At 67.4% G+C, this 12,985-nt stretch carries 12 protein-coding genes; 3 read left to right on the forward strand and 9 right to left on the reverse strand.

Annotated elements, in window-relative coordinates; translation table 11 throughout:
• Window positions 1-22: 22 nt before the first annotated feature.
• From VGK20_06730 to VGK20_06750, 5 genes are all read right to left on the reverse strand, one after another.
• On the reverse strand, window positions 23-316 hold the full coding sequence (locus VGK20_06730; GenBank protein HEY2773729.1) for a hypothetical protein: 294 nt from the start codon (window positions 314-316) through the stop codon (window positions 23-25).
• Window positions 313-852 (reverse strand): 6-carboxytetrahydropterin synthase, encoded by a 540-nt coding sequence (locus VGK20_06735; protein ID HEY2773730.1) that lies wholly within the window; start codon window positions 850-852, stop codon window positions 313-315. The genes VGK20_06730 and VGK20_06735 overlap by 4 nt, the downstream gene beginning before the upstream one ends.
• Before the next feature lie 23 nt (window positions 853-875).
• Window positions 876-2,042 (reverse strand): tRNA dihydrouridine synthase DusB, encoded by a 1,167-nt coding sequence (gene dusB / locus VGK20_06740; protein HEY2773731.1) that lies wholly within the window; start codon window positions 2,040-2,042, stop codon window positions 876-878.
• A gap of 154 nt (window positions 2,043-2,196) precedes the next feature.
• A complete protein-coding gene (locus VGK20_06745; GenBank protein HEY2773732.1) occupies window positions 2,197-2,550 on the reverse strand; it encodes a helix-turn-helix transcriptional regulator in 354 nt (117 codons plus the stop codon).
• 288 nt (window positions 2,551-2,838) lie between these two features.
• The gene (locus VGK20_06750) at window positions 2,839-5,403 is read right to left on the reverse strand and encodes a hypothetical protein (GenBank protein HEY2773733.1); all 2,565 of its coding nucleotides are present in this window, start codon (window positions 5,401-5,403) and stop codon (window positions 2,839-2,841) included.
• A 198-nt stretch (window positions 5,404-5,601) separates the two neighbouring features.
• Here VGK20_06750 and VGK20_06755 point away from each other — a divergent pair, with 198 nt between their 5' ends.
• Entirely contained in the window at window positions 5,602-5,826 is a 225-nt protein-coding gene (locus VGK20_06755) for a sulfurtransferase TusA family protein (protein ID HEY2773734.1), read from the forward strand.
• 91 nt (window positions 5,827-5,917) lie between these two features.
• Here the strand turns inward: VGK20_06755 and VGK20_06760 are convergent, their stop codons facing one another.
• A complete protein-coding gene (locus tag VGK20_06760; GenBank protein ID HEY2773735.1) occupies window positions 5,918-6,208 on the reverse strand; it encodes a hypothetical protein in 291 nt (96 codons plus the stop codon).
• 31 nt (window positions 6,209-6,239) lie between these two features.
• Window positions 6,240-7,301 carry a GNAT family N-acetyltransferase gene (locus VGK20_06765; protein ID HEY2773736.1) on the reverse strand — a complete coding sequence of 354 codons (1,062 nt, stop codon included), beginning with the start codon at window positions 7,299-7,301 and terminating at the stop codon, window positions 6,240-6,242.
• A gap of 165 nt (window positions 7,302-7,466) precedes the next feature.
• Between VGK20_06765 and ggt the strand changes: the two genes are divergently transcribed.
• Together ggt and VGK20_06775 are read left to right on the forward strand one after the other, a co-directional pair.
• Window positions 7,467-9,224, forward strand: coding sequence for a gamma-glutamyltransferase (ggt, locus tag VGK20_06770; protein ID HEY2773737.1), 1,758 nt, complete (start codon window positions 7,467-7,469; stop codon window positions 9,222-9,224).
• Between the two features lie 29 nt (window positions 9,225-9,253).
• Entirely contained in the window at window positions 9,254-10,051 is a 798-nt protein-coding gene (locus VGK20_06775) for an HAD-IA family hydrolase (GenBank protein HEY2773738.1), read from the forward strand.
• Window positions 10,052-10,059: 8 nt separating this feature from the next.
• Here the strand turns inward: VGK20_06775 and VGK20_06780 are convergent, their stop codons facing one another.
• Entirely contained in the window at window positions 10,060-11,373 is a 1,314-nt protein-coding gene (locus tag VGK20_06780) for an adenylosuccinate synthase (protein HEY2773739.1), read from the reverse strand.
• A 10-nt stretch (window positions 11,374-11,383) separates the two neighbouring features.
• Window positions 11,384-12,970 carry a phosphoglycerate dehydrogenase gene (gene serA / locus VGK20_06785; protein HEY2773740.1) on the reverse strand — a complete coding sequence of 529 codons (1,587 nt, stop codon included), beginning with the start codon at window positions 12,968-12,970 and terminating at the stop codon, window positions 11,384-11,386.
• Window positions 12,971-12,985: the final 15 nt, after the last annotated feature.

A 12,985-nucleotide genomic window follows, 5' to 3' on the forward strand; every position in this document is an offset into this window, starting at 1 on the left:
CACGTATCCGTGTACAGATTTTTCAGCCGCCGGCGTTGCGGCTGAGATACCGCAGGATGCGCTGCCGCTCGGGTCCGGACGGCGGAACCCGGCCCACTTCGCGGAACTTCTGGTCCATGCGGTCGACCTGCAGCTTCCACATCGTCGATGTCATCGAGTGCGGCTGGTACGGGGCATGGCAGCTGCCGCACTGGGCCGCATAGAGCTGCGCGTCGGCGCTTCCCTCTTCGGGCAACGGGCGCGAGCAGGCAGCGGCGCCGATACCGAGCGCGGCCGCCAGGGCAGCGCCGACTGCAACGCGGCGCCGGCGCGTCATCGTGACCCTGGCGACGCTGGCGACACTGGCGACACCGGCGACACCGGCGACAACTCGATGCGGAAGCGCGCTTCCTGGTTCGGCGCCTCGGCCACGCCCACCTCGAGCACGGTGACGCCGCGCTTTTCGAGGATCGGCAGCGCAGTCCTCATGCGCTCGCCGAGCCAGGCCGCCAGCTCTTCGGCCGACGAATGGCGGATGTCGAGCAGCACGCAGTCGGCAAGCGGAAACGAAAACGTCGTGCCGTCCTCGCAGGCCACCGAAACCTGCCCGCCGTCGGTACGGATCACGAGCACGTCCGACAGCATCGGCACGATTACTCGCTCGTTCAGCTCTTCGCAGACCGTGCGTGCCGCGCGCTTGATGTCGCCGAAATCGACGACGTAGCCGTCGTCTCCGACCGGCCCCTCGACGCGAACCGACACGCGGTAGTTGTGCCCGTGCAGCCGCTCGCGAAACCCCGGGTACGCGATGAAATGCGCAGCGTTGAACTTGAAGGAATCCTTGCTGACGTAGACTTCGTAACTCGAGGTCATCGAGGAAAGCTCCGCAGCAGGGATCAGGCGACTTGGGCGACGGCGTCGAAACCGTCGTCGCTGCGCGCTTCGTCCGGATCCGGCCCTTGCGGTGAAACCGCGCTGTACGCCGGCTCGTCCGCGCCGTACGCCGGCCCATCCACGCAGCGCGCCGGCGCCTCGTCGTCCGCAATCTCGAAATCGAAGCGCCGCCCTTCGAGGAGGAATTCGCGCAGGATGCGTTCGACGGCCGCGGCGCTGGTGGCGCGCCCGAGCACGCGGCGCGTCGCCGCGCCGCCGGGCAGTCCCTTGCACATGTGGCACGCCAGGCCGCGAAGACGCCCGATCCAGCTTCGAAGGTCCTTCGTCTCCTGCAATGCGGCAGCGAAGTGCGAAAGGACGGCGAGCCGCTCCGCGGCAGTCGGCCCGGCCGCAGGCCGGCCTTGCGCGAGTGCGAGCGTCTGCCCGAAGATCCACGGGTTGGTCATCGCGCCGCGCCCGATCATCACGCCGTCGCTGTAGCCGCCGCGAAGACGCGCGAGCGCGCCGTCGGGATCTGCGATGTCGCCGCTTCCGAGCACCGGGATCGAAAGGCGGGAGGCGACTTCTCCGACGAGGTCCCAGTCGGCTTCGCCGCTGTAGAGCTGAAGCCGCGTTCGCCCGTGGATCGCGAGCATCGCGGCGCCCTCGTCCTCGACCATCTTCGCGAAGTCGACGGCGTTGCGGGAGTTGTCGTCCCAGCCGGCGCGGATCTTCACCGTGACCGGAATCGAGACCGCCGCACGCACCGCGCGAAGGATGCCCTGCAGCACGTCGGGCGTGCGCATGAGCTGGGCGCCGCCGCCGCGCTTGACGACCTTGGGCGCCGGACAGCCGCAGTTGATGTCGACGATGTCGGCGCCGGCCTCTTCGACCATCTCGGCAGCGCGCACCATGCGGTCGGCGTCGGCGCCGAAGATCTGGATCGAAAACGGCCGCTCGTTCTCGGCGTAGCGCAGCATCGCGACGGTCTTCGGGTTGTCGCGCGACAGTCCTTCGGCAGCGATGAACTCGCTCACCAGCAGGCCGACGGCGTCGCGTCCGCCGGCTTCGAGAACGGTGGTGCGAAACGCGCAGTCGGTGACGCCCGACATCGGCGAAAGCACCAGGTTGGTGCGCGTGCGGATCGGGCCGATCGCAAGCGGCCTCAGGAGGTCGCGGTCCGCGCTCATCCGGGGCCTGATATCCCGGGAGACCGGCGCAGGCCAGCAGGCGGAAAAGCCAGGCGGCCAAGCCGCGCTGCGCCTGGCTGCGCGCCGGCAATCGGGGACTGGCGTCCGGCAAGCCCTTGCGCCGTCGCCGATGCCCGGGCGCCGCCCACCGTGTTCAGTCGTCGGCGACGAGCCCGTGGGCGCTCGGGAAGTACGCCGAGTGCGAGACGCCGTACGGCTTCTCTTCGTAGACGAACGCTTCTTCGACGGCGACGTCGAGCGCGCGGCAGATGCGCAGCGCCGTGCGCACCGTCGGAACGACGCGCGCGTTCTTGACTCGATTGATGTAGCTCTGCGCAAGCCCGGTGCGCCGCGACAGCTCCATCTCGGTCCAGCCCTTGTCGTAGAGAATTTTCGAAAGCTTCGTCTTCATCGCTCCACCCCACGCTGCGAACTTTGCCGTGCTGTGCCTGCGCAGTCGAAACGACTGCGCCGCAGAACCGGCGGCGGCTCTTTGCGTATCGAACAATGGCGCAGGGGGTCAATGACATCGCGGCATCGCAGGCACCCGTGGCCGCGATCCGGCGACGCGTGCCGATATCGGCGTTCGTGCATATGGAGCGGCCGCGATGCGCCGGCTACAGCGGTGTAACTTTTCTCACAATCAGTCGGGATGTGATCCCGATCTCAGAAATGGCCTTGCGCACAGCTCCAAACGGCGACGCCCCGGTCTGCCGAAGGCAGCCGGGGCGTCGCAGCTCGAGGCCGGCCGTGTTCGAGCCGCGATCGAACACGGCCGGGTGATCCGCTCAGGCCGTTACGGACAGTTGCCCGCGCCCGGCGTGTACTGGATCTCGTGGTGGCCGGCACAGAACGTCTTTGCCGAGCCCTGGCTCAGCACCCGGCCCGGTCCCGGCAGTCCGACGGCGCCGTTGATGCCCGGACTGCCCACCGGCGGGACGCAGAAGTTGGCAGCCGCTACCGGGAAGACCGGGTCCGGCGAGCCGGTGACCTTGATCGGATCCAGGAAGCAGTTGAAGTTCTCGTGGATCGAGCACAGGCCGTTGTCTACCGAGTTGACCTGGCAGTCGGCGTTCGAGCTGCAGGTCTTCATCCCGGTTCCGTCGGCGCGCACCAGCCCGTCACAGTACGTGTTGAAGGGACCGTTCATGCACTTGCCCGTCAGGTTGTCCACGTCCTGCGACGTGCAGATGTGGTCGGAACACGCGTTCGGGTGAACCGGGTTATTCCCGTTCGCTCCGATCGACGAGCACGACGAGACCTCGCAGGCGCCCGCGCTGGCCGGATTGCAGTCGGAGTTGATGTTGCAGGTGTTCTGGAACCCGAACTCGCACTTGTGCGCAATCACCGTTCCGCAGCGACCCATGTTCAGGTTGTCGCAGTCCGTGTTCGCGTTGCAGGTGTAGATCGTGTTGCTCGTCTTCTCGTTGTGGCAGCGGCCGCCCTGGAACGTGCAGTCGCTGTTGGCCGAGCACGGGAACTGCGGATCCTTCGTGCAGACCAGGCAGGGGCAAAGATCCGTTCCAGCCTGGGCTCCGTCGCAGTCCACGCCGGCCGACAGCGAGTTCGCACCGGTGTTCTGGGTCAGGTTGATGATGATGCCGTCGCCGGAGACGTTGATCGAGCTCTTGGGCTGGCAGTCCAGCGAGTAGCCGCCGCCGCCGCTGCCGGCAGGCAGCCCGTGCCGGGCCGGGAAGCTCGGGTTGGTCGCCTGCACGTCGCACGGCGATCCGGTGTTGTCGCCGCCGTTGAAGCAGATGCCGTCGCGGATGCCGTCGTTCGGGGTGTCCTGGGCACCACAGGTGCCGCCTCCGGTGCAGTCGGAGTTGATCGTGCAACCCTCGAGGTTGCAGGTGTTGCCGGTGCCGCAATCGCCGTTGGTCACGCAGGCCATTGCGTTGTTGTTGCTACAGATCTTGGTGCTGCACTTGCCACCGCAGATCGGGCACGGCGCGGCATCGTCCTCGCCGAGGTAGACGCGCGTGTGCAGGTTCGCGGTGACCTGGCCGCTGCCGAGGTCGATGTTGGCCGTGCCGGTGATGTCATTGGCGAACTTGTTGACGATGCAGACGTGGGTGCCCGCCGAGTTCAGCGGGAACGGCGCGCCGAAGTAACACTCGCAGGTGTTGCCGCTGCCGCATTCGGCTGCGTCCGACTGGAACGGTTGGTTGCAGACGATGCTGGTGTCGTTGGAGCAGCGGCAGTTGCGCGGCTCGGGGTCGATGCCGGCCACGGTGCACTGGCCGCAGTTCGGACCGGGGCCGGTACAGACGAGCCGGGCGCGGGTCGTCACGTCATCGTTGACGTCGGCCTTGTGCCCGATGCCCTTCCAGCCGCTGTCGAGGTTCGTCACCGTCTCGCAGCGCGAGTCGGAAGTGTTGCAGGTGCGCGGGAACGTGCAGTCGGCGTTCGTGGTGCACACCTCGTTGGACATCTTCGAGAAAAGGGTCAGCTCGCCGACATCCGGGCAGTGCGCGCTCTGGGTGGGCAGCGTGGTCGTGGTGGTCGTCGTGGTGGTCGTCGTGACCGGACCGCTCAGGTCGTAGTAGTGCTTCGAATCCGACCTCGCGCCGTCGCGGGCCGCGTCGCAGACGCAACCGGCGAGCGCGAAGGACGTCAGCACGCCGCCTCCTCCGCAGTTGTCGAGAGTGCCGCTCGGCAGCGTCACCGCGGCGCAGTCGGCCTGGATCGCATTGAGCGACTTGTCGTAATCCGGCTGCGTCAGCGTGTCGAAGTTGGCATTGATGCAGTCGTCGATGGCAGTGGCTCCCGCCTTCTCCTCGTCGGTCTGGCACTTGGTGACGTCCTTGATCACCGCGCTGTAGAGCTTGGAGCCGTTCTTCAGGATCGACTTGTGGCAGGCAGCTTCGGCATCGTTGGCGTTCGGCGACGAGGGCGTCCCGTTGGCCTCGGTGCTGTAGTCTTCCGAGTCGTGATTGGCCAGGCAGGCCTCGCAATCGACGACCTGCGCGAAATTGGAAATCAGCGGAACGTCCGCGTTGCACGGGTCCGGGCACTGGAAGTACAGCACCGTCGACGGCGGATCGACGCCGACGCATTTGCCGACCACGCTCGAGCTGAACTTGTCCTTGGCGCCGGGGAGCTTGTCTTTGCTGTCGGCTGCCGCGACGGAGTTGCAGTCGGTGCCCGACAGGGAGCCGTCCTTGTCGCGGCTCTTGTGGCAACTCGACAAAGTCTTGAGGACGGTCTTTGTGTACTTGCCCCCGGACTTGGCAACGGAGGAGCGGCAGGCTTGCTCGGCCGCACTGTAGCCGGTCTGGGCCGGCGACAGCGACGGCAGGGCGGCAATGAGCAGCCCGGCGACGGCCGCGGCAAGGACGGTACGATTGCGATTACGCATGAAAGCTCTCCTCAGGTTGCGGATCGAAGGGCGGCGGGAAACGGTCCCTGGTCATGGTCCGGACGGACCGATCCCCCGCAGCATCCTTCCTAACCAACCGCGAGCCGATTTGGCAAGGGCGCTTTGGCATTTGCGCAGCCTGAACGCGGGTTTCAACACTTGCGGGCCGGCGGTGCCGGCGGGGGTTTGCGGGTGGTGGTGAAGGCTTCGGTCACCATCGATGCGAGGGGTCTCAAGTGCCCCGTGAACTGGGCCAAGACTGCGGCAGTGCTCGAAACGCTGGCTGCCGGCACCGTCGTCGAAGTGCTGGTGGACGACCCCCGCTCCGAGAAGGACCTGCCCGTAGCGGCTGAAAGCGCAGGACATTTCGTTCTCGCGATCGAGAACAAAAGCACTCACCTGCGAATCCTCATCGAAAAATGACGCAACGCGACGTGCGTATGTGTTATGGGGTCAGGCACCAGAGGAATAGTGCCAATATTCCTCTGGTGCCTGACCCCATAACACCCTGGCACTATTCCTCTGGTGCCTGACCCCTTTTCAGCAGGGCGCTGATTCCGAGGCAGATGCTGCCGAGAATCAGGCCCACCGGGGCCGAAGAAAAAGCGCCGGCGACGAGCAGCATGTGACGGGGCTCGGCCATCTTGAACTCGGTCTTGTACAGGACGTTGCCCGGATACTTGTCCATGCCCCGGGCGGCGTCGTAGTAGGTGTCGTCGCCGACGGTGCCGGCCGTGCACCAGATCGACCCGGCGATCCCGAGCACGCAGAGCAGGATTCCGAGCGAGCGAAGATACTTTGCCATCGTCATCCTCCCCGTAGCGCCCGCGGCAGCGTCACAGGTCCCGCCACAGCACGCAAGGCATCGCGTCGCTGCGGCGTCCTACCCACTTTGCCGGCGGAACCCGCGCCGGATCCACCGAAGCAAACCCGCAGCGCTCGAAAAACGCGACGGCGCGGTCGTTCGAGCTGCACGCGAAGAGGCCCCTGAGCCCGCCCTCGCGCGCGACGTCGACGACGTGGTCGATCATGCGTACACCGACTCCCTCGCCCTGGAAACGGGTAATCGTGTAGAGGCCGACGATCTCGCCGACGCGGCGGCGGGAATACGCTTCGGTCTCGAGGCTGCAGACGCCGGCAAGGCGGGTGCCTCCGAACCAGGCACCGTAGCCCGTCAGCAGCAGCCGGTGCTTCTGCTCCTCGTCGCGCGGCAGCAGGAAACCTTCGCGCTCGCCGCGGGCCAGCAGCCTTTCGGCTTCCTGGAAATGCTCGACACCGAGGCGCTCCACCGTGCAGTACTCCTCGGCAGTAACCAGCGTGCCCGCACCCTGGTACGTGAACAGCTCTTCGGCAACTCCGTCGGCCGTGGTCAGGTTCACAGCGTCGACTCCATTGCGCACGGCCAGCAGGAGCTGCTGCAGCTCGGCAAAGCTCCAGTCGCCGCAGTCCTCCTCGGCGCGCACCAGGCGCCCGAGCGCGATCGCGTTGACGAACGAACGCGTCCCGCTTCCCGAGTCGAGCCCTCCCCTCTCGTCGACGACGACGAGCTTGCTGACGCCGAGGCGCGCGGCCAGCTCGCGCGACCAGGCCAGCGCCCGGGCGCCTGCCAGGCCGCGCGGCAGGTAGACGTCGGCGCGCCGGTCGCTCATCAGTTTTTCGGAAAGGGGAACGAGCGCGGCGGGACGCTTTTCGAAATCGCGGCGCACGAGGCGAAGGGGCCGCCTCTTGCGCGGAAAGCGCCTCGCGACGACGATCACCAGCGTCGGATTGTCGACGAGCTCGGCCAGCACCGTAGCGGCGTGCCTTTCCAGGCGGCCGGCGTCTTCGACGTGGAAAAGGATCGCGCGACCGCGAAAGTCCTTCAGGTAGAACTGTTTCTCGGCCGGCTCGGGATGCATCGCAGTGGGTTTTTGGGGACAGTCCTCATTACACGGATGTCATGGGGTCTGACCCCATGACTGCGATGTAATGGGGACTGTCCCCAATTCCGGCCAATTTCCGTGCCGGGCGGGCGCGTTGCAAATGGCGTTGCAACATTCTTCGCCTCGCCGTACGCATTCGGCATGTCGCGACCATCGTCGGCCCCCGTCACGGCGCGGCTGCGCATCGCCGTTTCGATCCCGCTCTTGCTCTGCCTCGTCGTTGCCGCACCGGCAGTCCCGGCCGCTGCGGCCACCCTCGAAGCCCGGCACGGAGCCGTGGCGGCCGAGCATCGTCTCGCGTCGGCAGCCGGAGTCGAGATCCTTCAGAAGGGAGGCAACGCCGTCGACGCGGCAGTGGCCGCCGCCCTGGCAACCGGCGTCGTCAATCCGTCGTCATCCGGAATCGGCGGCGGCGGCTTCCTCGTCCTCTGGGATGCCAGGCACCACAAGGCCGCGACGATCGATTTTCGCGAGGCCGCCTCGCGCCACGCCACCGAGACGATGTACGTGCGCCCCGACGGCACCGTCGATTCGGAGGCCAGCAAGACCGGCGTCCTCGCGGTGGGCATTCCGGGCGAGCCGCGCGGGCTGGCGCTGGCGCTCAAGCGCTACGGCAAGCTCAAGCTCGAGGTGGTCGCGGCCCCGGCAATCCGGCTGGCGCGCGAGGGATTTCCGATCGAGGCCCACCTCGCGTCGATGATCGCGTCGGGCCGCGACCGCCTGGCCGCCGATCCGGAGCTCGCCAGCGTATTCCTGCACTCCGACGGCAGCCCCAAGCGCGAAGGAGAGACCCTGCAGCGGCCCCAGCTCGCGGCCACTCTCGAACGAATGGCCAAGGTGGGCGCCGATGATTTCTACGACGGCGAGCTGGGCGCCGAAATCGTCCACGCCGTCGCGACGTGGAAGGGAGCCACGCCGGCGCAGGTGGCGCTCGCGATCGATGCGAAGGACCTCAAGGACTACCGCGCCATCGAGCGTGACCCGATTCACGTTCGCTACCGCACCCGCGACGTCTGGTCGATGCCTCCGCCGAGCTCCGGCGGACCGGTGCTGGCCGAGGCCCTGGACGTGCTGTCGGGCTGGGATGTCTCGAAAATCGACCGCAACGGACCGACGCTGCCCCACCTGCTGGCAGAGACCGAAAAAGCCGTGTTCGCCGACCGCGCGACGTTCTACGGAGATCCCGCGTTCACGAAGATCCCGCTGGTGTGGCTGCTCGGCCCCGACCACGCGCGTGAGATCCGCGCGAAGCTGGACTGGAACCATGCCGCACACTCTTCCGATTTCGCGCCGAAGGCGGATGCGGGGCACGACGCCGGTACCTCGCACATCTCGGTCGTCGATGCCGACGGCAACGCCGCGTCGCTGACGACGAGCGTCAACACCGGGTTCGGCGCCGGCATCTCGGTGCCCGGCCGCGACATCGTTCTCAACAACACGATGGACGACTTCTCGGTGGCGCCCGGAAAGCCGAATGCGTTCGGGCTCGTCGGAAGCAAAGCCAATGCGGTGGCGCCGGGCAAGAGGCCGCTGTCGAGCATGACGCCGACCATCGTCACCAACGACGGTCACGTCCAGCTCGTCGCCGGGGCCTCCGGAGGGCCGCTGATCATCACGGCAACGCTGGCGACGCTCGTCGGCGTCGTCGATTTCGGCCTGACGAGCGAGGTGGCGGTGGGATCCCCGCGCGTGCACCACCAGTGGCTGCCCGAAGTGCTGATGGTCGAGCCGGAGATGCCGGAGAACATCCAGAAGTCGCTGAAGAGCGTCGGGCACACGCTCGCGCCGCTCAATGCGAAGGCCTCGGTGCAGGCCATCGACGTGAGCGGAACCGGCGACGCGCGCGTGCTGCACGCGACGAGCGATCCGCGAAAAGGCGGCATCCCGGCGGGCTACTGAAAAATCCGGGAGATCTGCGGACTTCGCGCATGAGCCTGGTTCCCGAAAGCTTTCCGATCCAGCCGGGACCCGGCCGCTCCCCGAAGAAGGGCGAGGCGCCGGTGCGCGCGTTCTTCTTCGACGTCTACGGCACGGTCTGCGATTTCTACCAGCCGCTGCGTCGCGCGTTCGACGCGCTCGCGCGCGACAAGGGCGTTGCGTGCGACGCCGGAGCGCTCGCGATCGCCTGGCGCGGCGCTTACGCCCGCTCGACGTTCCTCGCGGCAGGCTTCGGCCTTCCGCTGCGGCCTCTGGTCGAAATGCATCGCGACAATCTCGTCGCGCTTGTCGCCGACGCTTTTCCTGCGGCGGTGACCGGCGCCGAGCTCGATGATCTTGTCGCTACGTGGAACCACCTGGATCCATGGCCGGACAGCGTCGCCGGCCTGGCCGCGCTCAAGAAGATCGCCGTCGTCGCACCGGTATCCAACGGCAACTTCGACGACATCGTAGCGCTGTCGCGGCACGCCGGCTTTTCGTGGGACCTCGTGCTCGGATCGTCGGTCGCACGCGCGTACAAGCCGCACCCCGACATTTATTTGAAATCGTGCGAGGCGCTTCGCCTCGAGCCGCGCGAGTGCTGCATGGTCGCGGCGCACCAGGTGGACCTGGCGTACGCGGCGGGACACGGCATGCAGACGGCATTCGTGATCCGCCGCGACGAGTTCGGCGGAGCAATCAAAGCCAAGGGCAGCGCCGACATCGCGGCCGCCGAGGTGGACGTCGAAGGAGAATGGACGTTCGTCGCGCGCGATTTCGTCGAGCTGGCAGCGCTGGCGGCGGGCTGATCCGCGTCTCAGTCGGCGAAGTCGAAGGGCTCCGACAGGATCATCGTCTGCTCGCGGCCGGGGCCGGTCGACAGGATGCCTACCGGGACGCCGACGAGCTGCTCGAGGCGCGCGACGTAGCGGCGCGCGTTCTCGGGAAGCTGCGACAGGGAGCGCGCGTCGGTGATCTGCTCGCTCCATCCCGGCATCTCCTCGTACATCGGCTCGACCCTGCCGAAATCGTCCGCGAGCGGCGGGATCGCATCGATGCGCTTGCCGTCGAGCTTGTAGCCGGTGCAAAGGCGCAGCGTCTCCAGGCCCGTCAGCACGTCGAGCTTGGTCAGCGCGATCGCATCGACGCCCGAAAGCCGCACACCCTTGCGCACGACCATCGCGTCGAACCAGCCGCAGCGACGCGGCCGTCCGGTCGTCGCGCCGTATTCGCCGCCTTCGACCCGCAGCCTCTCGCCGAGAGCATCGGTGAGCTCGGTCGGGAACGGGCCGCTGCCGACGCGCGTAGTGTACGCCTTGGAGATGCCGATGACGCGGCTCACCAGCTTCGGCGAAACACCCGCACCGTTGGGCACGCCGCCGGCTCCGGTGTTCGACGACGTGACGAACGGGTAGGTACCGTGGTCGACGTCGAGCAGCACGCCCTGGGCGCCTTCGAAAAGCACGTTTTTGCCCGAGCGGATCGCCTCATCGAGGAAGCTCGACGTATCGCAGACCATCGGCGCGAGCTGGCGCCCGCACTCGACGAGCTCGTCGATCATCGCGTCGAAATCCAGGCGTGCGCTCGACAGCACCGCATGCAGGTAGTCGTTCCTGTCCTCGAGCACGCCGCGCAGCACGCGCGCGAAGTGCTCGGGCCGCACGAGGTCGGCCATGCGCACGCCGATGCGCGCCGATTTGTCCTCGTAGGCCGGGCCGATGCCGCGACCGGTCGTACCGATCATGCCGGTGCCGCGCTTTTTTTCGCGCGCCTGGTCGATCGCCTTGTGGTGAGGCAGGATCACGTGCGCTTCCTGGCTGATCAGCAACGAACGCGCGCCCGCGAGCAGCCCGCGCTTCTTGAGCGCAGTGATCTCCTTGATGAGCACGGTAGGATCGACGACGACGCCGCCGCCGATCACGCACGTCGTATTCGGGTGCAGCGCACCGGACGGCACCAGGTGCAGCACCGTCTGCTCGCCGTCGACGACCAGCGTGTGCCCCGCGTTGTTGCCGCCCTGGTAGCGCACGACGACGTCGGCCTTGCCCGAAAGCAGGTCGACGACCTTGCCCTTGCCCTCGTCGCCCCACTGCAGGCCGACGACGACCACCGTCTTTGCAGATACGTTCACGGCAACGCTCTCACAGCTGGATCATCCGCGCGCCGGTGACGTCCTGCAGGCGGCGCAGCTCGTCGACCTGGGCCGGCGCCAGCGGCGAATCGACGTGGTAGAACGCCACCGCCTCGCCTCCCGCCTTGGTGCGGCCGAGCGCGAGGCCTGCGATGTTGACGTTGTGCTGCGCCAGGAAAGTCCCGAGCCGGCCGACGACGCCCGGGACGTCGCGGTTGTGCAGGATCAGGATGTTCCCTTCCGGCGTCGCCTCGAGGAAGAAGTCGTCGTAGCGCACCAGCCGCACGTGCTGCCCGCCGAAGACGGCTCCTTCGATCAGCAGCGACTGGCCCGCGCACTTGAACGTCACCGCGATCGAGCTCGTGAACGCCTTGGTCTCGCGGTTTCGCACTTCGACGATCTTGATGCCGCGGTCCTTGGCGAGGAACGGCGCATTGACGGCGTTGAGCGGCTCGTCGAGCACCGAGGCCAGAAGCCCCTTGAGCACCGCCGCGTTGACCGGGCGCGTGTCGAGGCTCGCGACGTCGCCGTTGAAGGCGATCGTGATCTCGGTCGGCGCGCAGCCGGCGATCTGGGCGTGCATGCTGCCGATCTTCTCGCCGAGCACGACGAACGGCGCGACCTGCCCGGCTGCTTCGGCCGAAAGCGACGGCACGTTGACGGCGTTGCGGATCGTGCCGTCGGCAAAATAGTCGCGGATCTGCTCGGCCACCGCGATCGCGACGTTGAGCTGCGCTTCGCCGGTGCTCGCGCCGAGGTGAGGCGTGGCGACGACCTTGGGGTGCGCGACCAGCGGATCGTCCTTGGGCGGAGGCTCGGTCGCGAACACGTCGAGGGCCGCGCCGCCGACCTGGCCCGAGTTGAGGCCTGCCAGCAGCGCGGCCTCGTCGACGATCCCGCCGCGGGCGCAGTTCACGATGCGCACGCCCTTCTTCATCTTCGCGATAGCCGCCTCGCCGACGAGGCCGCGAGTCTCGGGCGTCATCGGCGTGTGGATCGACAGGAAATCGGCGCGCGAATACATCTCGTCGAGAGTGACGAGCTCGATGCCGGCGCGCGCGGCCGCCTCGGCGTTGACGAAAGGATCGTAGCCGAGCACGCGCATCTTCAGGCCGTTGGCGCGGTCGGCGACGATGGAGCCGATGTTGCCGAGGCCGATGACTCCGATCGTCTTGCCGGTGACCTCGACGCCGAGGAAGTCGTTGCGTTTCCACTGGCCGGCGCGCAGCGTCGCGTTGGCCTGGGGAATGTCGCGCGCGCACGCGAGCAGCATCGCGATGGCGTGCTCGCCGGTGGTCACGTTGTTGCCGCCCGGCGTGTTGGCGACGATGACGCCGCGCTTGCTGGCCGCGACGACGTCGACGTTGTCGACGCCGATGCCCGCGCGGCCGACGATCTTGAGCGACGTGGCCGCCGACAGGAGGTCGGCCGTCACCTTGGTGCCGCTGCGGATCACCAGGCCGTCGTAGGCGCCGATGATCTTCTTCAGCTCCTCCGGCGGAAGGCCGGGATTGTTGTCCACCTCGAGGCCGGGGGCGGCCTCGAGGATGTCGAGACCCTGTTTGTCGAGCTTGTCGGAAACCAGAATTCGAGCCACGTCCGTCACCTCTCC

This window comes from Candidatus Binatia bacterium (genome assembly GCA_036493895.1).
Classification (GTDB): Bacteria; Desulfobacterota; Binatia; order UBA1149; family CAITLU01; genus DATNBU01.

What these genes read in the sequence shown, in the direction of transcription:
- VGK20_06730 (HEY2773729.1), bottom strand. Translation starts at nt 316, where the DNA reads ATGACGCGCCGGCGCCGCGTTGCAGTCGGCGCTGCCCTGGCGGCCGCG.
- VGK20_06735 (HEY2773730.1), bottom strand. Translation starts at nt 852, where the DNA reads ATGACCTCGAGTTACGAAGTCTACGTCAGCAAGGATTCCTTCAAGTTC.
- dusB (HEY2773731.1), bottom strand. Translation starts at nt 2,042, where the DNA reads ATGAGCGCGGACCGCGACCTCCTGAGGCCGCTTGCGATCGGCCCGATC.
- VGK20_06750 (HEY2773733.1), bottom strand. Translation starts at nt 5,403, where the DNA reads ATGCGTAATCGCAATCGTACCGTCCTTGCCGCGGCCGTCGCCGGGCTG.
- VGK20_06760 (HEY2773735.1), bottom strand. Translation starts at nt 6,208, where the DNA reads ATGGCAAAGTATCTTCGCTCGCTCGGAATCCTGCTCTGCGTGCTCGGG.
- VGK20_06765 (HEY2773736.1), bottom strand. Translation starts at nt 7,301, where the DNA reads ATGCATCCCGAGCCGGCCGAGAAACAGTTCTACCTGAAGGACTTTCGC.
- ggt (HEY2773737.1), top strand. Translation starts at nt 7,467, where the DNA reads ATGTCGCGACCATCGTCGGCCCCCGTCACGGCGCGGCTGCGCATCGCC.
- VGK20_06775 (HEY2773738.1), top strand. Translation starts at nt 9,254, where the DNA reads ATGAGCCTGGTTCCCGAAAGCTTTCCGATCCAGCCGGGACCCGGCCGC.